Origin of the sequence: Hymenobacter lapidiphilus, assembly GCF_003417065.2 — a bacterium.
Taxonomy (GTDB): Bacteria; Bacteroidota; Bacteroidia; order Cytophagales; family Hymenobacteraceae; genus Hymenobacter.
Window position 1 is genome coordinate 59,308 of sequence record NZ_QVLT01000010.1, and the last position, 22,371, is coordinate 81,678.

Here is a 22,371-nt window from a genome sequence, read left to right on the forward strand (position 1 = left end):
GCGGCTAATAAAACTCCTTACGGGCTATTAGTTCGAGAAAGCTACCAGCTATCAGCTAATGGCTAACAGCTCCCAAAAACCTACCAATTTCGGCTCTGTAGCGCCAGCCGGGTGGCTAGCAGCATGGCGGCGGTCAGGGTGAAAAAGTAGAGCAGGTCGCGGGAGTCGATGAGGCCTTTGCTCAGGTCGCGGTAGTGGGCCGCAATGCCGAGTTGGCCGATGTAGTAGGCCGGAGTCCCGTCGAATACTGAAGCCAGCGAATCGAAGCCGGTGTACACCAGGAAGCAGCCCACCACGGCCGCCAGAAAGGCCACAATCTGGTCGCGGGTGAGGGCCGAGGCAAACACGCCGATGGCCGCAAACACCGCCGCCAGCAGCACCAGCCCCAGGTAGGACCCCACGGTGGCGGCCGAGTCGATGTTGCCTGCCGGGTCGCCGAGCTGGTAGACCGAGTAGTAGTAGAGCAGCGTGGGCAGCAACGCCAGCAATGCCAGTAGCAGGCAGGCCAGGTACTTGCCGCCGATGAGTTGGGTGTCGGTGAGCGGGCGCGTCAGTAGCAGCTCCATTGTGCCGGCCTTCTTCTCCTCGGCAAACGTGCGCATGGTGAGGGCCGGTATCAGGAACAGGAAAATCCAGGGCGCGATGTTGAACAGCGTCTGCAAGTCGGCAAACCCATAGTCGAGCACCGAGCTGTCGGGGAAAACCCACACGAACAGCCCGGTAGCCACCAGAAACACGCCCAGCACCACGTAGGCCACGGGCGAGTTCAGGAAGCTGTTGAATTCTTTGCGCAGGATGGCAAGCATGAACCTAATTAATGAGAGGGTTAAAAGAGAGGCGGTTAATTAATTTCTGGGTTAAATATTTTTTGACCCTTTTGAGGAGTTAATTCATGGAGACCAACGGAACACATACCATTGAGCAGCTGTTGAATTTCTTCGAAGTGCTTGGTTTTGGCAGTTTGCTCTGTCTCATAATCTTCAAAATTACCCATTCTAGTTTCTTCTGTTTTATCAACATATAACTTATATTCTCCCTGCCACTTCTGCACCGCAACAGATACCCAGTAGGTTTTTTCGTTTTCAATCAGTGAGCAAGTTTTACCAACTTGTTTTCCTGTCTCCAGCCAGTTTTTGACCCTACTCAGCTCTTCCATAGAACTCAACTACTGCGTCAATTCCCCGAACACCTGTTCCAAGCTCTGCTCTTCCTGCCGCAGACCCAGCAGCACCCAGCCCTGGGCGGTGGCGAGGCGCGAAATCGCCCCACGTTGGTCGGTGCCGGCACGAGCCCGGATGCGGTAGGTGGTGCCGGTTTCCAGGTCGGCGGCCTGCACGCCGGGCAGCGCCAGCAGCGGAGCCGTATCAATTAGCTGCTCGAACTCGGCGCGGATGATGGTTTCGCCTTTGGCGCGGGCGCCCAATTCGGCCACCGGCGAATCGGCCACGAGGCGGCCGCGGCTGATGATAACGGCACGGCTGCACAGGGCGGCTACTTCGGGCAGGATGTGGGTGCTGAAGATGACGGTTTTGTCCTGGCCCAGCTCGCGGATGAGCTGGCGGATTTCACCGATTTGGTTGGGGTCGAGGCCGGTGGTGGGCTCGTCGAGGATGAGCACGCCGGGGTCGTGAATGAGCGCCTGGGCCAGACCCACGCGCTGGCGGTAGCCCTTGCTGAGCGCCCCGATGAGCTTATTCTGCTCGCGACCCAGCCCTACCCTATCCACCAGCTGGCGCACCCGCTGGCGCAGGCTGCTGCCGCCCAGCCCGTGCACCGACCCGATGAATTCGAGGTATTCGTGCACATACATATCGAGGTAGAGCGGGTTGTGCTCGGGCAGGTAGCCCACCCGGCGGCGCACTTCCAGCGGGGCCGTGCGCACGTCGAAGCCTTCCACCACCACGGTCCCAGCCGAGGGCGGCAGGTAGCCCAGCGCAATCTTCATGGTCGTGGACTTACCCGCCCCGTTCGGCCCCAGAAAGCCCAGGATTTCCCCCTTGCCTACCGAAAAGCTGATGTCGTCAACAGCCGCTTGCGAGCCGAAGGTTTTGGTCAGGTGCTGAACTTCTACCATGTATCAGTTGCTGGTTGGAACGTCATTCAGAGCGCAGCGAAGAATCTCGCATGGGTTCGTTGAACGACTGTAGTTGCGTCGTCAGCATGCGAGATTCTTCGCTGCGCTCTGAATGACGTTCTTTTTCATGCTTCCATTATTCCTACTTCTTCGGCTGCAAAGGGCGCATTTCAATATCCACCAAATGGAAATTGAACGGCGTTTCCAGGGCGTACACCATCGTGTCGGCAATGTCCTTCGGCTGCATCATGCCTTCGTTGGCTTCCACGCCGGGGATGTCGTCGAAGAAGTTGGTTTGGGTGGAGCCGGGGTAGATGCACGTAACCTTGATGCCATCCTTGCGCACTTCCTTGAACAATGACTGCGAGAAGCCGCGCACCGCGAACTTGCTGGCGCAGTAGCCGGCCATGTTTTCGATGCCGGTGGTGCCGGCAATGGAGCTGATGTTGAATATGTGGCCCAACTGCTGCTTTTTCATGGCAGGCAGTACGGCCTGAGTGCAATAGAAGGTGCCGTGCACATTGGTATCGAACATCAGGCGCCAGTCATCGGCCGAAAAGCCGTCAACGGCCCCCGAAATTCCTAATCCGGCGTTGTTCACCAGAACATGCACCTCCTCCCCCAGCTGCTTTTGGGTAGCCTTGAAAGCCTTCTGCACGGCCTTTTCGTTGCGCACATCGCACTCGATGAAATGGAAGCGCGGGTGCTGAAAATCGGTGGGCGCGGTGCGGCCCCAGCCGGCTACGTGCATACCTTTGGCCAGCAGGGCCTCGACGGTGGCCAGCCCTATACCTTTGCTGACACCTGTGATAATGGCTACCTTACCGCTCAAATCCATCGCGCGAAGTGCTAAAATGTGGGGATTCCGTTTGAAGATGCAAGGTAGCGCCCCCGGCCGGGTTTTGCGCGCAGCCGTGGTTCTGGCCCTCACCACCGCGCTGGCCGGCTGCCAAAAAGACAACGAAGCCGGCTGCTTCACCAGCACCGGCAACATCATCACTGAGCGCCGCAGTCTGCCCCCGTTCCAGCGGCTCACCACCTACGACAATATCACCGTTGTGCTGGTGCAGGACACGGCCACCTACGCCGAAGTGCGGGCCGGCAAAAACCTGCAGGACGATATCCGCCTCGAAGTAACGGATGGCATGCTGACGGTGCGCAACAGCAGCCGCTGCAACTGGGTGCGCCGCTACGACGCGCCCCGCGAAGTCACGCTGCACCTGCCCCAGCTCACCGACCTGTTTCTGCGCGGCCAGGCAGATATCCGCACCGAAGGCCCATTTCGGCAGGATACCATTTCGCCCCACCTCGTGGGGGCCGGTGATATGCGCCTGCACCTCATCAGCCGCTACGTAAACATGGACCAGTACGAGCTAGGCGATATTTACCTGACCGGCTCGGCCAACGAGCTACACCACACGCTGGGCGGCAGCGGCAGCTTCTACGCCCAGGATTTCCTGCTCCGCGACGCGTACCTACAAACCAACTCCGGCAGCGACGGCAATGCCCGCCTCCGCTCCTCGCGGCTACTGGTAGGCGCCCATGCCGGCACCGGCACCGTGTTCTACGCCCTGCCCGCTCCCACAACGCTCGGTCTGGCTGTTACCGGCCGCGGCCAGCTTCGGCCCGAGTAACTGCGCCTGATCCGTCATGTTTATCTCCTCTCCTTCCTGGCAGCTCCTGCTGATCATAGCCGCTTACGGTCTGCTATTGTGGGTTATCTGGAACGGACAACTGCGGCGCAGCCGATTTGCCTTTCCGGTAGCCAGCGCGGTAGTGGGCCTGTTTTTGGGGCTGCTGTTTAAAGTGCAGCACTGGACAGGAGGCACGGAGCTACTCGTTGGCAGCAGCGTGGCGTTGGTCGGGCTCTATGGAGCGTGGTTCGCCCGCAAACCCAATAAAACCCGCCTCGGTGTTCTCAAGCTGAGCTATGCCTTTAGCCTGGGCCTGTGGGCGGCGGCGCTGGGGCTGGGCTGGCGGCCGCTGCTGCCGTGGCTGAGTAGTTTGCTGACGATGAGCCTGTGGGCCGTGCTGCTCGACTTTGTATACATGCGCTACATACACCGGCCAGCCCACGCAAACACGCTATAAATCGCCCAACTGGGGCCGAATCAGCAGCTCTTCTACCACAGCCTGCCCCGAGAGGCTGAAGACGCCAAAAATGGCATCGGCCACATCTTCGGCCTTAATGAATCGCTCAGCGGGTAGGTCGACGCCTTCCCAGCTGGCCGTGAGCGTGGGGCCGGGCAGCACGGCGGTTACCCGCAGGCCGCTTTCCTTCAGCTCTTCGCGCAGGTTTTTGTTGAACCCCAGCAGCGCGTGCTTGGCAATACCGTAGGAGCCACCGTTCGGGTAGGCCGTGATGCTGGCCGTGGAGCAGATGTTGAAGATGTGTCCTTCGCGTTGCGCCAGCATGCCGGGCAGCAGCGCCAGCGTCGTGTCGTAGGCGCTGAGCAGGTTCACGGCCAGCATTTGGCGTAGCTGCGAGCCGTCGGTGGGCTCATCCTGCAACCTTCCGGGAATAAAAGCGCCCGTATTGTTGATGAGTACCGCCACTGCCCCCTGCTCCTGTACGAAGTCGGTAAATGCCTGCGTCTGCTGTTGCTCGCTCAGGTCGGCGGCGTAAGTGTGCAGCACCGCCCCGGGTACCAGGGCAGCGGCGGCGGTTTGCAGCTCGGCCAACCCCTCGGCCGAGCGGGCGCAGGTAACAACCGGGTAGCCGGCCCGCAGAAAGCGGAACACCAGCGCCCGCCCAATTCCTTTGGTGCCGCCCGTTACGACGATATTTTTTTGCATTCCTTTGTTTAGCATAGCCGTTTTTACGTAGGGAAACCAGCACCGGCTGGCGGCCGAGCTTCCGACCCGCAGTATCCCGGCACAAGTATCCGATTTTACTTTCTGTTTTTCCCTTTTATGGTCAAATCTTTTGGTCAGTTTCTACTTTTCATCCAGAGCATGCTCGTGCGCAAAGAACGCTTTGCCGTGCTCTGGAAGCGCACCATCGATGAGTGCGTGACGATTGGGGTGAACTCTATTTTCATTGTAGCCATTGTCTCGGCCTTCATCGGGGCCGTAACCTGCGTGCAGATTGCCTACAACCTCACCAACCCGCTCATTCCGAAGAGTACCATCGGCTACATGGTGCGCGAAATGACAATTCTGGAGCTGGCTCCCACCATTACCAGCATCGTGCTGGCCGGTAAAGTAGGCTCCAGCATTGCCGGCGGCCTGGGCACCATGCGCATCACCGAGCAAGTTTCGGCGCTGGAAGTGATGGGCATCAACTCGGCCTCCTATCTGGTGCTGCCACGCATTCTGGGCGCCATCTTCATGTTCCCGCTACTCGTGATTCTGGCCATGGCCCTGTCCATCATCGGTGGTTACCTGGCTGGTTCGCTCACTGGCTCCATCTCGGGCCAGGAGTATATTGAAGGCATCCGAACCGATTTTATTCCCTACAACATTTTCTTTGCCCTCACCAAGTCGGTCGTATTTGCCTTCTTGGTGTCGGCCATTTCGGCCTTCAAGGGGTACTACACCGAAGGTGGCGCCCTCGAAGTAGGAACGGCCAGCACCACGGCCGTAAATAATTCCATCATTGCCATTCTCATTGCCGACTTCGTGCTGGCGGCCGTGTTGTTGTAACTGATTTCAGAGCGTAGGAACTTCGCAACCGGAACGACGCTCAGACCGGAGCAGAACCGCAACGGCATCCAAGGCCCTCCGACTCCCAGCCCCCAAGTTCCCGATTTGTATGATTGAGATTCATAATATTGAAAAGAGTTTCGACGGTAATCCGGTGCTCAGGGGCATCAGCTGCACCTTCGAAACCGGTAAATGCAACCTGCTGCTCGGTGGCTCGGGCACCGGCAAATCGGTGCTGCTACAATGTGTGGTAGGCCTCATGCAGCCCGATCTGGGCAGCATCACCTTCGACGGCACCGTTTTCTCCAACAACAAGGTGCAGGTGCGGCAGGAAATCCGGCGCAAAATTGGGATGCTGTTCCAAGGCTCGGCGCTATTCGACTCGATGACGGTAGCCAAGAACGTGGAGTTCCCGCTGCAGATGCTGACACCCGAGATGAGCCGCGAAGAGCGTCGCGACCGGGTAGAGTTCTGCCTCAAGCGCGTGGGGCTCGAAAACGCGGGCGAGAAGATGCCCTCCGAAATTTCGGGCGGCATGAAGAAGCGTGTGGGCATTGCCCGCGCCATTGCGCCCAACTGCACTTACCTGTTCTGCGACGAACCCAACTCCGGCCTCGACCCGCTTACGAGTCTCAAAATTGATGAGCTCATCCAGGAAATCACTTACGAATACAATATCACCACCGTCATCATCACCCACGATATGAACTCGGTGATTGAAATCGGCGACCATATCATCTTCCTGTATAAAGGCCTCAAGCTCTGGGATGGTAACAAGGATGAAATCCTGAATGCTCAGGTCCCCGAGCTTAAGGAGTTCATCTTCAGCAGCAGCCTGGTACGCGCCGCCAAGCGCATCGACGATGAAACGCACAGCGGCGTGGTGAACCCGTAGAAGCGCAGAGCCAGCTGTACCCTGTAGCCGGCATACCCCTGAAAGCGTAACCTCCCAAAAGTACCTCGGTAAACACAAAGCCCCCGACGTTCATACGTCAGGGGCTTTGTGTTTACCGGGCACTTCACGCTTTGTACGGGCGGTTTTCTCTATTCTCAGTCGCCACCACATCAGTTTAACCAGTCACTGGCTCATTGCCCCGCAAATGCGCCAGATGGTGGCGGCCATGCCAGGAGTAGAGCACCAGGGCCTGGTCGAGGGTGAAGGTGCGGTCGGAATCGGGGTGGTAATAGGTGCGCTGCCACTGCTCGTCGGTGAGGTGGCGCAGCAGCCGTACCCAGCGGATGTGCAGCGCCTCCAGTAGCGCCAGCGACACGGCCGGGGGCGTGGCCGTGCTATCGGGTAGCTCGGCCCAGGCCGCCTCATCGTAGGGTCTGATGGTGGGGTTGTCTTCGGTGAGGGCCAGCTTGAAGCGCGTGTACGCCTGCATGTGCGAGTCGGGCAGGTGGTGCAGCAACTGGCGCATTGTCCAGCCACCGGGGCGGTAGGGCTGGTCGAGCTGGGCAGGCGTGCGGCCGGCTACAGTGGCCCGCACCAGGTCGGGCAGCGTGGCCAGATGGGCCATGTAGGCCGTGCGGGCGCCCTGCTCAAGCGGAGCGTCGGGCAGCACAGGTTGGCCGATGGGGTAGCGCAGGTCGGGCGAACCGGGAGCGAAATCTTGCATAAGAGCCGGAAAAGAGAGTACAGTTATGGTCGGTAAGGTACGCAGCAAAGCAAAACCCCACCCGAACAAAGCGTTGGGGCGGGGTTTTGAATAGTTAACTGCAGGGCGGCACAGTGGCCGGGGCTTAGTCGTCGCGCTTGTTCAACTCGTCACGGATTTTGGCCGCTTTCTCGTAGTCCTCGCGCTCCAGCGCCTGGGCCAGCATTTTGGTCAGCTCGTCGAGCGACACCTGGCCGCTGGGCTCGCGCGGCGGCGGGGTAGCCCGGGGCTCGTCGCTGTCGGTGTCGGTGTCGGTATCATCGTCGTCATCATCGTCGTCCGAGTCGTCGGTATCGGTTTCGTCGAGGTCGGAGAGGATGATGCCAGCTTCGCTGAGCACGCTTTCTACCGTGAAAATGGGCACTCCGAAGCGCAGGCCGATGGCAATGGCATCGGATGGCCGCGAATCCAGCTCGAACGTGCTGGCCCCGTCGGAACACACGATTTTGGAATAGAACACGCCTTCCTTGAGGTCAGAAATCACCACCTCAAGTACGGCCACGTGCACCTGCTCGGCAAACGAGCGGAACAAATCGTGCGTCAGCGGCCGGTTGGGGCTGATTTTCTCAATCTGGATAGCAATGCTCTGCGCCTCGAACATGCCGATAATAATGGGCAGGCGGCGGTTGCCGGTCTTCTCGCCCAGAATAAGCGCGAACGAGCCCGACTGCGACTGGCTGGATGAGAGGCCCAGGATTTCGAGCGGTATTTTTTTCACTGGCGAAGTCTTCGTGATGGTGCTGATGGACCAGACAGAAGCGTGTGCTGAAGGCCGGGACGAAAGAAACGTGTTTTCTTCCGTCCCGGCCTTCAGCACACGCTTATGCTAGTTTAATTGCTTTACAGCCTCGGTAAGCCTGGGCAGCACGTCGAATACGTCGCCCACAATGCCATAATCGGCCGCCTTGAAGAACGGAGCCTCGGGGTCTTTGTTGATGACTACGATGACTTTGCTCGAATTGACGCCGGCCAGGTGCTGGATGGCGCCCGAAATGCCACAGGCAATATACAGATTAGGCGATACGGTGATGCCGGTCTGGCCCACGTGCTCGTGGTGAGGGCGCCAGTCAACGTCCGATACGGGCTTGGAGCAGGCTGTAGCTGCGCCAAGGGCTTTAGCCAGATCCTCAATGAGGTTCCAGTTTTCGGGGCCTTTCATGCCGCGGCCACCCGATACTACGAGGTCAGCCTCGGGCAGCAGCACGCCGCCGGCCTGATCCTGCATGATAACCTCCTTGGGGGCATCAGCGAAGTCGGCGTCCGTCAGCTGGGCCGAGAACGACTCTACCGGAGCCGTTTTGCCGGCTTCGTGCAGGGCCTCAATCGAGTTCTTCTTGACAGCAATAATTTTCCGGTCACCGGCCAGCTCTACATCGGCGAAGGCTTTGCCCGAGAAGGCACCGCGCTTTACCACGAACTTGCCACCATCGGTTTTGGGCAGCTCTACTACGTTGGTGGCAATGCTGGCTTCGAGGCGGATGGAGAGGCGCGAACCTACAGCGGCGCCGATGTTGGAGTTGGCCAGCACAATCACCTTGGCTTCCTCTTTCTGGGCAGCCGCGGCAATGAGCTTGGTGTAGGCTCCGTTTACGAAATCCTTGAGACGGGGCTCAGCGTCGTACAACACCTTGCTGATGCCCTGCTCGCCGAGCAGGGCCAGGTTGGCCTCGGTAACCTCACCCACGGCAATAGCCGTGGCGGTGGTGCCCAGCATCTGGGCCACCTGGCTGCCATAGGAAGCCACCTCCAGCGAGGACTTCTTTACCTCGCCGCCGTCACACTCAACAACTACTAATACAGACATTATTTTAGCGCTTAGATGTTAGTACCTGGAGCTTAGATTCTTACGTTAAAAACTGGTTGCATATTGTCATAATTGACTCAGCTCCAGTCTTTAACATCTGAGCTCTACAAACTAGATTACTTTCGCCTCATTACGAAGCAGCCGGATCAGCTCGCCGGCATTTTCGGCCGGGATGAGCTTGACGCCCTGCTTGGCAGGGGGCAGCGCGAATGTCTCCACCTCGGTGCGGGCAGCATCCGCAGTGGCCTCTACTACCTTCAGCGGCTTGGTGCGGGCCGTCATGATGCCACGCATATTGGGAATGCGGGGCTCACACATGGGCTGCTGGCAGGAAGCCACGAAAGGCGCATTCACCTCCACTATTTCCTTGCCGCCTTCGATTTCGCGCTCCAGGGTGGCCGTGTTACCGCTCATATCGAGCTTCATGGCTGGGGCTACCGTCGGGATGCCGAGCAGCTCGCCCACCATACCGTGTACCTGAAAACCGTTGTAATCAATGCTTTCCTTGCCCATCAGGATGACGTCGTAGCCACCATCTTTGGCAACGGCGGCAATCTGCTTGGCCACGAAGAAGGCGTCCTTAGGGTGCGCATTCACGCGGATAGCGTCGTCGGCGCCAATGGCCAGGGCCTTCCGGATGTTGGGCTCGGTGTCGGCTTCGCCCACATTGAGCACGGTAACGGTACCGGCGCCCTGAGCTTCTTTCAGCTCGATGGCGCGGGTGAGGGCGTATTCGTCCCAAGGGTTAATCACGAACTGCACCCCGGCCTTATTGAACTCCTTGTTATCGGGCGTGAAGGTGATTTTGGTGGTCGTGTCGGGTACGTTGCTGATGCAAACGAGAAACTTCATCTACGGCTGCTTATATGGAAGAAACTAAAGAAAGTGTCAAATTTGGGCGAAGATACTCAAAACTCCTGCCCTATGGAAACCGCGCCGAGCCGTTTGCAACAACTTCTGGCCTTTTACGAAGACGACCCCACCGACGCGTTTACCATCTATGCGCTGGCAACCGAGTACCGCGAAACGGAACCCGAAACGGCCATGCGCTACTACCAGACGCTGCTTGACCAGCACCCCGACTACGTGGGTACGTACTACCACGCCGGCAAGATGCTGCAGCACCTGCAAAAGCCCGACGAAGCCGAAAAAGTTTACCAGAAGGGCCTGCGCGTAGCCCGCAAAGATGGTCAGATGCACGCCGCCAGCGAAATTCAGCAGGCTCTAAACCAACTGCTGGGCCTCGATTATGAGGATGAGGACTAATGACTGGTGGTTAGAGCGTGTGGATTGGACCCTTAGAAAACCCAAGCGACGCCATGCGTCTATCAGCACGCTGTAGGGGCGGGTTGTCCCCGCCCGCCGTTGCAACGAGATTTGCAGGGCCTCAAATATTCGCTCAGCGCATCGTTCTGACGGCGGGCGGGGGCAAGCCCCGCCCCTACAACGTGCTGATAGACGCAGGTTAGCTAAGAGGCTTTTGATGCTACCAAAAAGGTCATACGCTATCTGGGGTCCGCTTGTCGAAATATCTCTACCAGATGTTATGCCGCAACGAAGCGGCCGCAGGAACTCCAGGGTGCGCAGGGAGGGGGAAATACGCGGCGTTCTGCTCCACAAAGGTTACTTCACCGCCACGCCTCCTGCTTCCAGCACTTTCTGAAAGAAAAGTACCTGATACGGCAGTGCATTCTGCCAGTACGCCCAGGTGTGGGCGCCGGGCCGCTCGATGTAGTCGTGGGGGGTATGGTTGTACACGAGGCGGCGGTGGACTTCGCGGTTGATATCGATGAGAAAGTCATCTACGCCGCAGTCGATGATGAGGGGCAGGCCGTTGGCAAGAAGCTTATCGGCCATGTTCACCACCGAATTGGCGCTATAAACGCTGGGAGCGGGGCCTTCCGGACCAAGAATAGGATCGAACAGACTCTGGCGTTGCTGGGCTTCCTGCGGATTTAGCTTGCGGTTGGTGATACTCAGATCGAGGGCGCCGCTCATGCTGCCGGCCGCCGCGAACAGCTCTGGGTGCCGCGCCGACAGGTACAGTGCTCCGTGTCCGCCCATCGAAAGTCCCGTAATTACGCGGCCCTCTTTGCGGGCTACCGTGCGGTACGTCTGGTCAATTTTACCGACTACCTCCCGGGTAATGTAGGTTTCGAACTGGCTGGCCGGATTTACCGGCGAGTCGAGGTAGAAGCTGAACGTTTCGCCCTCGGGTGTTACGATAAGCAGGTTGTACTGGTCGGCGAGGCGGTGGAGCAGAGTTTTGTCGGGCGTTCTGGTGGTCCAGTCGGCAAAGTGGCCGTAGGCGCCGTGCAGTAGGTAGAGCACCGGATAGCGGGCCTTCTTGTTTTTGGTGTAGCTGGCCGGCACTACCACGGCTGCCCGGTAGCTGCGCTGCATGGCCGCGCTGGCAATATCGAGCGTATCGACGCGGGCCGCGTGGGCTGTAAAGGAGGTCAGCAGCAGCAGGCCCGCCAGCAGGCGAAGAGTTTTCATACGTTTAGAAACAGATTAGCTTTTTCCTGAAAGTACGGATTATCCCCCCTCCTGCTTTTCCCATTCCTGCCATTGGCCCCGCCTGGCCTGCCGGGCCGGCAGCCACTGCTACGTCGCCGTCAGGGTCCACCTCGCCGGCTCTGCCCCGGAGCGCACCAGCCGCAGCATTGCTCCAGTGCTGTGCGGAGCAACCTTACCGCCGCTTTACGCCTCTATGGGAACTCCTGCGCCGGCTGTGCATCTGTGCCGAAAAGTTTGCAACTAGCACCAACATTCTTCTTCCTTCATATTATCATGAACAAACCTTTCCTGCTGGCTCTTGGGCTGCTATTTGCCACGCCGGCCCTGGCCCAGCAAGGCCCCGCCCGTCCCGATTCGGTGGCTCTGGCGGCCTACCGCGCCTCACGCACCAAAATCAACAGCCTGGTGCATACTAAGCTCGATGTGCGCTTCGACTATGCCAAGCGCCAGCTCATCGGTAAGGAGTGGCTTACGCTGCAGCCCCACGCCTACCCCACCGACTCGTTGCGCCTCGATGCCAAAGGCATGGATATTGGCTCGGTGACGATGGTAGGCCAGGGTGATGCCAAAGCACTTACCTTCAAAAACACCGGTCAGGAGCTCCACATCCAGCTCGACAAAACCTACCCCGCTGGCCAGGACTACACCGTGTACATCGAGTATGTGGCCAAGCCCGATGAGCTGAAAGTGAAGGGCAGCGCCGCCATCACCGATGCCAAGGGCCTGTATTTCATCAACCCCGATAGCAGCGTAGCCGGCAAGCCGGTGCAAATCTGGACCCAGGGCGAGACGGAAGCCTCGTCGGTGTGGTTTCCAACCATTGATGCCACCAACCAGAAAACGACCCAGGAAATTGCCATGACCGTACCCGCGAAGTACGTGACACTGAGCAATGGGGCGCTGGCCAGCCAGAAAACCAACGCCGACGGCACCCGCACCGACACCTGGAAAATGGAGCTGCCCCACGCGCCTTACCTGTTTATGATGGCCGTAGGTGACTTCCGGATTACCAAGGATATCTGGCGGGGCAAGGAAGTGAACTACTACCTCGAGCCTAAGTACGCGCCCTTCGCCAAGCAGATTTTCGGCAACACGCCCGAAATGCTCGAGTTCTTCTCCAAGAAGCTCGGCGTGGATTACCCATGGAACAAGTACTCGCAGATTGTAGTGCGCGACTACGTGAGCGGGGCTATGGAAAACACCACTGCCACGCTGCACGGCGACTTTCTGCACAAAGATGCCCGCGAGGCGCTGGATGCCGAGTACGACCGGGGCGAGTCGGTTATTGCCCACGAGTTGTTCCACCAGTGGTTTGGCGACCTGGTAACGGCCGAAAGCTGGAGCAACCTGACGGTAAACGAGTCGTTTGCCGACTTCTCGGAGGCGCTGTGGGCCGAGCACAAGTATGGCCAGGAGGCCGGCGACGCCCACGCCTACCAGAACATGCGCAACTACCTGCGCAGCCCCCGCGACGCCCAGAAAAACCTGGTGCGCTTCCACTACACCGACAAGGAGGACATGTTCGATCTGGTGAGCTACCAGAAAGGCGGCCAGATCCTCAACATGCTGCGCAACCACCTTGGCGAGGAGGTGTTCTTTAAGGGCCTGCAGAAATACCTCACCGACAACAAATTCGGCACCGCCGAAGCCCATCAGCTACGGTTGGCTTTCGAGGCCGTGTCGGGCCAGGATCTGAACTGGTTCTTCAACCAATGGTACTTCGGCGCGGGCCACCCGATGGTTTCCATCGACTACAACTACGACCAGCTCAACAAAGAGCAGGTCATCACCATCAAGCAAACCCAGCCCGGCCAGATGTTTGAGCTGCCGATGGCCATTGACGTGTATCAGAACGGTAAGCCCACCCGCCACAACGTGGTGTTGCGCAAAGCCACTGAAATCATCCGCCTGCCAGCTGCCAGCCAGCCCGAGCTCGTGAACGTAGACGCCGACAAGGTGACGCTATGGCAGAAGCAGGACAACAAGCCCTTCGGCCAGTTTGCCTACCAGTACCGCAACGCCCCGCGCTACGTAGACCGGCGCGAGGCCGTGGCCGCCGCTGCCGCCCTGCCGCCCACCGATGCCGCTGCCCGCCAGCTGCTGTTTGCAGCCCTCAGCGACAAGAGCGAATTCATCCGCCGCGCCGCCCTGGGTTCGCTCAAGCTCGATGATAAAGCAGTAGCCAGAGCTGCTGCCCCACTCATTCGGAAGCAGCTGGCTCAGGAGAAAAACACCAACAACCAAGCGGCTATGCTGCAGGCCCTGGCGGCCGTTAGCGACAAGAAGGACGAGAAACTGTTTGCCAGGTCGCTCAACAGCCAGTCGTATGCCGTGCAGGCGGCCGCGCTTCAGGGGCTGGCGGCTGTGCAGCCTAAGCAGGCCCTGGCCCGCGCCAAGGCTCTGGAAGCAGGTGCCAAAGCCGATGTGGCCGCTGCCATTGCCAGTGTGTACGCCGAAGCCGGCGACGCCAGCAACTGGTCCTACGTGCGCAACCAGTTCGACGCCGCCGGCCCCCAGACGCAGTTTCAGATGCTGGAAAGCCTCGTGGGTTTCATGGCCCGCCTCTCCGACCCTACTATACTACGGGAAGGCGTGGACCGGCTTCAGAAAATGGCCATTCAGTACAAGCAGTACGGAGTAGCCGAGCCCATCCTGGCTATGCTTGCAAAGGTGAAGCAGGGCAAGCCAGCCGACCAGCAGGCCGTTGTGCAGGCAGCAGAAGAAGCCATTAAAGCTGCCCAGTAGCAGTTTAGCGTTTAGCGCTGTATGCGAAAGTCCCCACCGCAACCACGGTGGAGACTTTCTTTTTTTAGGCGTTTAATCAAGGGATTATCAGCTGAGCACAAACCACTATAAAATTAACACAAAGTGCTAATAACTAAGCACTAACGGGCGGAACCATTTATGGCTGGTGGGCGTCTTGGCTGCCATGCGTAAAACCACTTTGCTGACTACCGGAGCGTTGCTTTTATTGGCGGCCCCGGTTCGCACCCTGGCCCAGTCGGCCGCCGCCGATGCCGAGTTCAACCCTAATATGGAGTCGCCTTTTGTGCGCCTCATTCGCCCCGACCGGCCCGGGCAAACGATTACCACCAACATGCTGTACCCCGGCCAGTTTCAGCTGGAAACCAGCCTGACGCGCTACAACGATGGCAGTAGCGTAGGCTATGCCGGCCGCCAGGTGTGGGGTAACACGCTCCGGGTGGGCTTTTTCAACCACATCGAGCTGCGCGCCACCCAGAACTACCTACCCGACCCGGTTGCCAGTCGCCGGCCGGGTGATGTGCCCACCGCCCCCTCTGTCGGACCGGCCGGATTTGCGCCACTCAATGTAGGAGCTAAATTCCTGGCTTCCAGCACGCAAAACGCCCGCTCGCAGGTAGTAGTACTCCTCGATATGAACCTGCGCAACGGCGACGCCAGCTTTGCGGGCAAGCAGCTGGAGCCCGGTGCCCGCCTGTTGCTCTCGCAGCAGCTGGGGCAGCGGTTCGGGCTCGAAGGCAACTTCGGGTTTCGGCAGCGGGGCTTTAAGGCCGAGGGCACCAAGCAAGGCGAATACCTGACAACGCTGGCGCTCAACGGCCCGCTCGGGGCAGGTACCCACTTCGGATTTCTGGCCGAAACCTACGCTACCTGGCAACGCCAGCGGGGGTGGCGGCCGGGCCTTAGCTCGGGGCTTTATTACCGCCCCCTACCCGGCCTGCGCCTCGATGTAACCGCCGGCCACGGCCTTACACCGGCGGCCGGTGGCTTCAACATTGGTGCCGGCCTGAGCGCACGACTGGGCAAGTAAAGGCACCGAAAGTCGGTATCCTGCTCCTTTATTTTTTCGCTTCCTCGCCCGCAATGCGGGTAGGCGTTTGCTGGCCATTGATGATGGGCACAGCAGCGCGGGCAATAGCCGTAATAACGGCCGTCATGTTGGGCAGGTCGAGGCTTTCCACTTCGTCGTTGACGGAATGGTAAAGCTTGTCGGTCGGAATCTGGTCGGTGCTGATGGTGTGGGCCGGCACGCCCAGGCGGGCCAGCGTGGCGTTGTCGGAGCGGTAGAACAGGTTTTGCTCGGGGTACGGATCAGCCTCAAACCGAAACACCGTGCCCTTGGCATTCTGCTGAAGCAACGGTCCAAAATCAGACTTATCGAAGCCCGTAATGAAGGCGGAGTTGGGGCCGAATTTGGCCTGCTTACCAATCATTTCGATATTAAACATGGCCACTACCTGCGCGGGGTCTAGCTGGCGGGCAAAGTGGCCGGCTCCGAAGCCCCCGATTTCTTCGGCCACGAAGGCCACGAACAGCAGCGGGCGGGCATTACTGCGCTGCTGCTTGAAGTATTCGGCCAAGGCCACTACGGCCGTCGTACCGCTGGCATCGTCGTCGGCTCCGTTGGCAATAGAGTCGCCGGCCAAGGCAGGCAAGATGCCGATGTGGTCGTAGTGGGCACTGAATATGACCCGCTCGTTCTCGCGTTTTTCATCCAGGCCCGGCAGTACACCCACCACATTGCGCAGCTCTACCGTGCGGATATCGGTGGTGGCCGTTACCAGAAACTTAAGCGGGCCGGCCGGTGCGGTGCCCAGCACGAGCAGCGTAGAAAAAGGCGCGGGCTTATCGGGCCGAAGTCCTCCGCGTTCCAGAAAACTGGCAACCCGCTTAAACGCTGCCTTCTGAGTCGTATCGACAAATACAATGGTATTAACCTGGGGGTTGAGCAGAGGCCGGATTTCCTTCATCAGGTTATCCTTGGGCCCGATTGTTACGATGCGGGGCGCGGGCTCATCGTAGTGCATCCAGTTGAGCTTGGGCTGGCCCGAAACCAGCACAAACCGGCCGGCCGGCACCACCGTTCCGCCCACCGAAACCAGCATGGCCTTGGTGCGGGCCTCATACACCGGAAACGACTGCGAGAACCCCGGCAGACCCGGCAACGGCTCCAGGCCAATACGCTGAAACTCGGCCGCCAGAAAATTGGCTGCCTTCTCGGCACCGGGCTTTCCGGAGGCCCGGCCCTGCATATCATCGGCCGCCAGCGTCCTGATTACCCGCTCCACCGTAGCAGCAGCCACGCCAGGCGCCACAGGAAGCTTGAGGGGTTTCTTCTGAGCGAGTACAGGGCGGCCGGCAAGCCCCAGCAGCAGAACGAGAGCAATAGCTTTATACATGACGCAAAATAGGGAGCCCCGCGCGGATTTAATATAATCCGGCGCGGGCTCCCTATTTACTTACGCTTTTACTCCGGCTTGGTAGCCATCACCGCTCAACCGCTATTTCTTTTCGGCAGCGGCCAGCACTGCGGCCCACTCCACATCGGTGCTGGCTTTGGTGGCCCCAGGCACCGTTTTTAGGGCCAGCTCGGGGGCAGCAGCCTGCAGCGTTTTCAGCGTTAGCTTCAGGGGCACAAGCGTTTTATCAGGACGCAGCAGGAAGTACTGATTTTGATCCCGTATCTGGTCGAGACGTGGGCCGTAACTGTATGCCTGAGGTTCTTTTGCTGGTACAAACTGCTTGGTGTAACGCTTGAGAAGCGTGTAGCGGCCCTCATGCAGTACCTCCACATACTCGCCCTGCTGCTGACGGTCGGCTGTCTCGGTAAAGCGACGGAAGTGACGGATACGTGCCGGGGCAGTGGCGGTAGCTGGCGCATTCAACTCGAAGCCCACGACCAGCTGGTCGTCCAGTTGAAGGGAATCGGTGCGGGCTGCGTCCGGACGCATCAGCAGCCGCTGGGCCAGCACGTCATACTTAAGGGCTACCGGAGCCAGCGGCTTGCTGGCACTGGTGCGCAGGCGGGCCATCAGCCAGCGCGGTTCGAGGTAAGGAGAGCCATTCAGCCCTTCTGAACTGTTGTGGGGCAGCACTGCCGGAATGCCTGTGGCAAGCGCATTCAGGTTCATTTGAGCGGCTTGCCCGGTTTGCTCAGCAGTCTGCTGAGCAGCGGCACCCAAGGGTGCCAGGCACACCAGCAGCATAATGCTTCGATGGTTCATGGCTGAAAGGCGGAAGTAATAAGACAGCTAAAGCTACAGATTTTCCATGTCATACTGCAACTCCTCTACCCCAACGTCAGCACTAAATCATCGGCGTTTACCAGCGTGCCTTCGGCCAGGTTTACCGACTGCACGGTGTTGTCGTCGGGGGCAGTTATAGTGGTTTCCATCTTCATGGCTTCGATGATGAACAGGGGCGTGTTCTTGCGCACCTGCTCGCCGCTTTTCACCAGCACCCGGCTCAGCAGGCCCTGCAACGGCGCGCCCAACTGACGGGGGTTGGTCTTGTCGGCCTTGGTGTTTAGAATGCGCTTGACCTCCACCGACCGGTCGCGGATTTTGAGGTTGCGGGTCTGGCCGTTGAGGGTGAAGAACAGCGTGCGGTTGCCGTCCTCATCTACCGGCCCGATGCTCTGCAGGCCCACGATGATACTCTTGCCGCGGGCAATTTCGATGAGCGTTTCCGCGCCTGGCTGCAGGCCGTAGTAGAACACCGGCGTGGGCACCACCGATACGTCGCCGTACTGCTGGCGAAAGTCCCAGTACTGCTCGAACACCTTGGGGTACAGCAACCATGAGAGCACGTCGGTGAACTTGCCTTCGACCTCAAATTTCTCCTTGAAATTGGCTTGCTCCTGCTCGAAATCAATCGGAGCCAGGTGCTCGTTGGGCCGGTCGGTGAAGGCGGGTTCGCCTTTGAGCACCACGGCCTGCACATCGGCGGGCCAGCCGCCTTCGGGCTGACCAATGTCGCCGCGGAACAGCTGACGCACCGACTCGGGGAAGTTGAGCGTTTCGCCCTTTTCCAGCACGTCGGCGGTGGTCAGATCATTCGACACTAAGAACAGGGCCATGTCGCCGACCACTTTCGACGACGGCGTCACCTTCACAATGTCGCCGAAGAGCTGGTTGACGTCAGCGAAGGTTGTTTTCACGGTTTCAAACTTGTCGAGCAAACCTAAAGCCGCCGCCTGGGGGCGCAGATTGGAGTACTGCCCGCCCGGAATTTCGTGCTGGAATACTTCCGAAGTACCCGCCTTCAGGCCCGACTCGAATGGGTAGTAGTACTCGCGCACCGTTTCCCAGTAAGTCGAAAACTCGTTGAGCGACTTCTGGTTGAACTCGCGGTGCCGGGGCTGGCCGCGCAGCATCTCCACCACCGAGTTGAAGTTGGGCTGCGACGTGAGGCCCGACAACGAGCCTAGAGCCACGTCGATGACGTTCACGCCGGCTTCTACCGCCTTCAGGTACGTGGCGGGCTGCAGGCTGCTGGTGTCGTGGGTATGCAGGTGAATGGGCAGGCTGACCGTGTCGCGCAAGGCCGTAATCAGTTCCTGGGCGGCGTAGGGCTTGAGCAGGCCGGCCATGTCCTTGATGCAGAGGATGTGCGCGCCGGCGTCCTCAATCTGGCGGGCCAGGCGCAGGTAGTAGTCGAGGTTGTACTTCTGGTGGCGGCTCACGTCGAGCAGGTCGCCGGTGTAGCAAATGCTGGCCTCGGCGAGCCGGTCGGTTTTGGTGCGCACGAAGTTGATGCAGGCTTCCATGCCCGGCATCCAGTTCAGCGAATCGAAGATGCGGAATACGTCGATACCGGTTTCGGCGGCCTGCTGCACGAACCGCTCGGTCAGGTTGTCGGGGTAGGCCTTGTAGCCCACGCCGTTGGCGCCCCGAATGAGCATCTGCAGCAGGATATTGGGCACGGCGGCGCGCAGTTTGGCAAGCCGCTCCCACGGGTCTTCGTGCAGAAAGCGCAGCGCCACATCGAACGTAGCGCCGCCCCAGCACTCCAGCGAGAAGGTTTGCGGGTGCTCGTGGGCGTAGCGGCCGGCCACCTTCAGCATGTCGAAGGTGCGCATGCGGGTGGCCAGCAGGCTCTGGTGGGCGTCGCGCAGTGTGGTGTCGGTGTAGTGGATTTGCGGGTCGGCGCGCAGCCACTTGGAAAAACCCTCGGGACCCAGCTCGGTGAGCAGCTGCTTGGTGCCGGCGGGCGGCGGGCCACTGGGGTCCGACTCGGGCAGGCGGGGCTTGCGCAGCTCCTTTTTGGGGTCGAGACTGCCGGCTACGTCGGGGTGACCGTTCACAATCACATCCCCCAGAAAGCGCAGCATACGGGTAGCCCGGTCGCGGCGCTGCTCGAAGCGGAACAGCTCGGGATGCTCCTTGATGAAGTCGACATTGGCCTCGCCGGCCATGAAAACCGGGTGGGCAATGATATTCTGCAGAAACTGAATATTGGTACTCACCCCGCGGATCCGGAACTCGTCGAGGGTGCGGGCCATCTTCTGGGCCGCATCGGCCAGCGTGGGCGCCTGCGTCGACACTTTCACGAGCAGCGAATCGAAAAACGGCGACACCCGTACGCCGCTGTACACCGAGCCCTGGTCGAGGCGGATGCCGAAGCCGCCCGCCGAGCGGTAAGCCGTAATGGTGCCGTAATCAGGCTTGAAATCCTGCTCGGGGTTTTCGGTGGTGATGCGGCACTGAATTGCGTAGCCGTTTTTCATCGGCACCACGCCCGGCCCGAGGTTGATTTCGGGGTCGGTGAGCCGGTAGCCGGCCGCCACGTGAAGCTGAGTTTTGATGAGGTCGATGCCCGTAATCATCTCCGTTACGGTGTGCTCGACCTGGATGCGCGGGTTCACCTCGATGAAGTAGATGCGGTTGAGCTCAGGGTTCACCAGAAACTCGACGGTACCCACGTTATTGTAGCTCACGGCCCGGCCCAGGCGCAGGGCGTACTCATAGAGCTGCTCGCGCATTTCGGGCGTCAGGTGCAGCGAGGGGGCTACTTCCACCACTTTCTGGTAGCGGCGCTGCACCGAGCAGTCGCGCTCGTAGAGGTGCGTGAGGCCGCCGTAGTTGTCGGCCACCAGCTGCACCTCAATGTGCTTGGGGTTCTCCACGAACCGCTCCAGAAACACTGTGTCGTCGCCGAAAGCCTTCAACGCCTCGTTGCGGGCCTCGAAGAAGCCGCGCTCCAACTCCTCATCGTCGCGAATGACGCGCATGCCGCGCCCGCCGCCACCCGAGGCGGCCTTCAGCATCACCGGGTAGCCGATACGGTGGGCTTCCACCAGGGCCACATCGAGGTCGGTTAGGTCCTGCTCGCTGCTTTCGATTATGGGCACGCCGCATTCCACGGCCACGCGCTTTGCGGCCACCTTGTCGCCGAGCGCCTCCATCACTTCCGGCCGGGGCCCAACGAAGATGATGCCTTCCTCGCGGCAGCGGCGGGCCAGCGTGGCGTTTTCACTCAGAAAACCGTAGCCGGGATGAATGGCGTCGACCTGGTTTTCCTTGGCCGTGCGGATGATGCCTTCAATGTCGAGGTAGGGCTTGAGCGGATCGTCGTCGCGGCCCACCTGGTAGGCTTCGTCGGCCTTGTAGCGGTGCAGCGAGTAGCGGTCTTCGTAGGTGTAGATAGCTACGGTGCGGATGCCCAGTTCGGTGGCGGCCCGCAGCACGCGGATGGCAATTTCGCCGCGGTTGGCGACCAGTAATCGACGGATATTCATGTGAGGCAGTAAGAAAACAGGAACGCGGGAGAAGATGCCGCAAGCTACGGAACGCAGCGGAAAACGTTAGCGAATTTTTGCTGATAGCGAAATTTTTGATACCCCGCCATGCCCGTCCTACCCATCCAAGAGCGCCACCGGCAGGGCCTTCGGGCGGGCTTCGAGCTCACAGCTAGTTAGTTTTCGCGGTTGATCAGGTTTACCACCAGCGTTACCATTACGTCTTTGTCTTCGGGCCTGCTCTCAGCAATAAGCAGCGTGAGGGCCACCAGGGCGTTGTCGGCGAGGCGGCGCGAGCCGTCGGGTTTGTAGAGGCAGCCGTTTTTGTCCATGAACCAGACAAACAGGAAGGCCGCAATGCGTTTATTGCCGTCAGAAAACGAATGGTTCTTCACGACAAAATAGAGCAGGTTGGCCGCTTTTCCTCCACGCTCGGGTAGAGTTCCTCGCCCGCGAACCTTTGGTAAATCGTGCGCACCGAGCTTTCGAACGACTTGTCCTTCTCCCGCCCGAATAACATGCTGCCGCCGAACTGCTGCCGCAAGCCGTCTACGGCCCGCATGGCGGCCTCATAGGTTAGCTCAAAGGTAGTATCGGGCGAGGTAGCTGCGACGCGCAGGCGCTGGTGGTCGTACTGGTCGAGCACGTCGAGGGCACGGGCGTAGTCGCTGAGCACCCGCAGCAGGGCCGTGCTTTGGTCGGGCGTGAGTTCCTGATTCGCTACTATTTCGCCCTGCAAGGCCAGCAGCCGCTTCAACTCCCGCAGCTGGCGGGCATCCTCACGCAGCCGCTGCTCATTCAGCACGAATCCCTCCACCAGAAACTCGCGCAGCGTCCGCGTAGCCCACTGCCTGAACTGGGTTCCCTGGCGGGAATTTACCCGGTACCCGACTGAGATGATAACGTCGAGGTTGTAATAAGCCACGGGTTTATCGGAAAAAGCAATATGCATTTTTTGCATATTGCTTTCCTCTTCCAGTTCACCAGTCTGGAAAACATTACGCAAGTGGCGACTGATAACACTTTGGTCGCGCCCAAATAACTCAGCCATCTGCATCTGGCTGAGCCAGACGGTTTCTTGCTGCAGCTGCACGTCGAGGCGGGTAAGGCCGTCGGCCGATTGGTAGAGTAAAACGCCAGGAGAGGAGTCCATGAAAACGAGGCAGTG

The 22,371-nt window shown here is 59.6% G+C and carries 22 protein-coding genes; 7 read left to right on the forward strand and 15 right to left on the reverse strand.

The features are described from left to right. Positions 1 to 80 precede the first annotated feature (80 nt). From gldF to D0N36_RS08025, 4 genes are all read right to left on the reverse strand, one after another. The gene (gene gldF, locus D0N36_RS08010) at positions 81 to 806 is read right to left on the reverse strand and encodes a gliding motility-associated ABC transporter permease subunit GldF (RefSeq protein ID WP_116940880.1); all 726 of its coding nucleotides are present in this window, start codon (positions 804 to 806) and stop codon (positions 81 to 83) included. A 35-nt stretch (positions 807 to 841) separates the two neighbouring features. Beyond that, complete coding sequence (locus D0N36_RS08015; RefSeq protein WP_116940881.1) at positions 842 to 1,156, reverse strand: hypothetical protein; 315 nt, start codon at positions 1,154 to 1,156, stop codon at positions 842 to 844. A 9-nt stretch (positions 1,157 to 1,165) separates the two neighbouring features. Then, entirely contained in the window at positions 1,166 to 2,074 is a 909-nt protein-coding gene (gldA, locus tag D0N36_RS08020; RefSeq protein WP_116940882.1) for a gliding motility-associated ABC transporter ATP-binding subunit GldA, read from the reverse strand. 142 nt (positions 2,075 to 2,216) lie between these two features. Continuing rightward, a complete protein-coding gene (locus tag D0N36_RS08025) occupies positions 2,217 to 2,912 on the reverse strand; it encodes an SDR family oxidoreductase (RefSeq protein WP_116940883.1) in 696 nt (231 codons plus the stop codon). Between the two features lie 37 nt (positions 2,913 to 2,949). Here D0N36_RS08025 and D0N36_RS08030 point away from each other — a divergent pair, with 37 nt between their 5' ends. Next, positions 2,950 to 3,708, forward strand: a complete 759-nt coding sequence (locus tag D0N36_RS08030; RefSeq protein ID WP_190242578.1) for a GIN domain-containing protein — start codon at positions 2,950 to 2,952, stop codon at positions 3,706 to 3,708. 16 nt (positions 3,709 to 3,724) lie between these two features. Continuing rightward, positions 3,725 to 4,165, forward strand: a complete 441-nt coding sequence (locus D0N36_RS08035; RefSeq protein ID WP_116940885.1) for a hypothetical protein — start codon at positions 3,725 to 3,727, stop codon at positions 4,163 to 4,165. Here D0N36_RS08035 and D0N36_RS08040 read toward each other — a convergent pair. Beyond that, positions 4,160 to 4,870 carry an SDR family oxidoreductase gene (locus D0N36_RS08040; RefSeq protein ID WP_116940886.1) on the reverse strand — a complete coding sequence of 237 codons (711 nt, stop codon included), beginning with the start codon at positions 4,868 to 4,870 and terminating at the stop codon, positions 4,160 to 4,162. The genes D0N36_RS08035 and D0N36_RS08040 overlap by 6 nt on opposite strands. 117 nt (positions 4,871 to 4,987) lie before the next feature. On the opposite strand from D0N36_RS08040, the gene D0N36_RS08045 reads away from it, so the two are divergent. Both D0N36_RS08045 and D0N36_RS08050 read left to right on the forward strand, forming a co-directional pair. Beyond that, entirely contained in the window at positions 4,988 to 5,719 is a 732-nt protein-coding gene (locus D0N36_RS08045) for an MlaE family ABC transporter permease (RefSeq protein ID WP_116940887.1), read from the forward strand. A 109-nt stretch (positions 5,720 to 5,828) separates the two neighbouring features. Continuing rightward, positions 5,829 to 6,614: an ABC transporter ATP-binding protein gene (locus tag D0N36_RS08050; RefSeq protein ID WP_116940888.1), complete on the forward strand. Its 786-nt coding sequence runs from the start codon at positions 5,829 to 5,831 to the stop codon at positions 6,612 to 6,614. 175 nt (positions 6,615 to 6,789) lie between these two features. Here D0N36_RS08050 and D0N36_RS08055 read toward each other — a convergent pair whose 3' ends face one another. The 4 genes from D0N36_RS08055 to D0N36_RS08070 form a co-directional block, all read right to left on the reverse strand. Further along, positions 6,790 to 7,338 (reverse strand): YfiT family bacillithiol transferase, encoded by a 549-nt coding sequence (locus D0N36_RS08055; RefSeq protein ID WP_116940889.1) that lies wholly within the window; start codon positions 7,336 to 7,338, stop codon positions 6,790 to 6,792. Between the two features lie 124 nt (positions 7,339 to 7,462). Further along, complete coding sequence (locus D0N36_RS08060; protein ID WP_116940890.1) at positions 7,463 to 8,095, reverse strand: bifunctional nuclease family protein; 633 nt, start codon at positions 8,093 to 8,095, stop codon at positions 7,463 to 7,465. Between the two features lie 108 nt (positions 8,096 to 8,203). After that, positions 8,204 to 9,181: an electron transfer flavoprotein subunit alpha/FixB family protein gene (locus D0N36_RS08065; protein ID WP_116940891.1), complete on the reverse strand. Its 978-nt coding sequence runs from the start codon at positions 9,179 to 9,181 to the stop codon at positions 8,204 to 8,206. Positions 9,182 to 9,292: 111 nt separating this feature from the next. Then, positions 9,293 to 10,033 (reverse strand): electron transfer flavoprotein subunit beta/FixA family protein, encoded by a 741-nt coding sequence (locus D0N36_RS08070; protein ID WP_116940892.1) that lies wholly within the window; start codon positions 10,031 to 10,033, stop codon positions 9,293 to 9,295. Between the two features lie 72 nt (positions 10,034 to 10,105). Here D0N36_RS08070 and D0N36_RS08075 point away from each other — a divergent pair, with 72 nt between their 5' ends. Then, positions 10,106 to 10,447 carry a tetratricopeptide repeat protein gene (locus D0N36_RS08075; RefSeq protein ID WP_116940893.1) on the forward strand — a complete coding sequence of 114 codons (342 nt, stop codon included), beginning with the start codon at positions 10,106 to 10,108 and terminating at the stop codon, positions 10,445 to 10,447. A gap of 357 nt (positions 10,448 to 10,804) precedes the next feature. Here D0N36_RS08075 and D0N36_RS08080 read toward each other — a convergent pair whose 3' ends face one another. Continuing rightward, on the reverse strand, positions 10,805 to 11,680 hold the full coding sequence (locus D0N36_RS08080) for an alpha/beta hydrolase (protein WP_116940894.1): 876 nt from the start codon (positions 11,678 to 11,680) through the stop codon (positions 10,805 to 10,807). 294 nt (positions 11,681 to 11,974) lie between these two features. On the opposite strand from D0N36_RS08080, the gene D0N36_RS08085 reads away from it, so the two are divergent. Then, a complete protein-coding gene (locus tag D0N36_RS08085) occupies positions 11,975 to 14,446 on the forward strand; it encodes a M1 family metallopeptidase (RefSeq protein WP_116940895.1) in 2,472 nt (823 codons plus the stop codon). A 184-nt stretch (positions 14,447 to 14,630) separates the two neighbouring features. Next, positions 14,631 to 15,494, forward strand: a complete 864-nt coding sequence (locus tag D0N36_RS08090; protein ID WP_116940896.1) for a transporter — start codon at positions 14,631 to 14,633, stop codon at positions 15,492 to 15,494. Positions 15,495 to 15,522: 28 nt separating this feature from the next. Here the strand turns inward: D0N36_RS08090 and D0N36_RS08095 are convergent, their stop codons facing one another. The 5 genes from D0N36_RS08095 to D0N36_RS08110 all read right to left on the reverse strand — a co-directional run bounded on the left by D0N36_RS08095 (position 15,523) and on the right by D0N36_RS08110 (position 22,356). Next, complete coding sequence (locus tag D0N36_RS08095) at positions 15,523 to 16,863, reverse strand: M20/M25/M40 family metallo-hydrolase (protein ID WP_116940897.1); 1,341 nt, start codon at positions 16,861 to 16,863, stop codon at positions 15,523 to 15,525. 102 nt (positions 16,864 to 16,965) lie between these two features. Further along, a complete protein-coding gene (locus D0N36_RS08100) occupies positions 16,966 to 17,688 on the reverse strand; it encodes a hypothetical protein (protein ID WP_147320797.1) in 723 nt (240 codons plus the stop codon). A gap of 65 nt (positions 17,689 to 17,753) precedes the next feature. Next, on the reverse strand, positions 17,754 to 21,203 hold the full coding sequence (locus D0N36_RS08105) for a pyruvate carboxylase (protein WP_116940899.1): 3,450 nt from the start codon (positions 21,201 to 21,203) through the stop codon (positions 17,754 to 17,756). A gap of 176 nt (positions 21,204 to 21,379) precedes the next feature. After that, positions 21,380 to 21,598 (reverse strand): Fic family protein, encoded by a 219-nt coding sequence (locus D0N36_RS19565; protein WP_242478838.1) that lies wholly within the window; start codon positions 21,596 to 21,598, stop codon positions 21,380 to 21,382. Further along, positions 21,595 to 22,356: a virulence RhuM family protein gene (locus D0N36_RS08110; RefSeq protein WP_242478839.1), complete on the reverse strand. Its 762-nt coding sequence runs from the start codon at positions 22,354 to 22,356 to the stop codon at positions 21,595 to 21,597. The genes D0N36_RS19565 and D0N36_RS08110 overlap by 4 nt, the downstream gene beginning before the upstream one ends. Between the last annotated feature and the right edge of the window lie 15 nt (positions 22,357 to 22,371).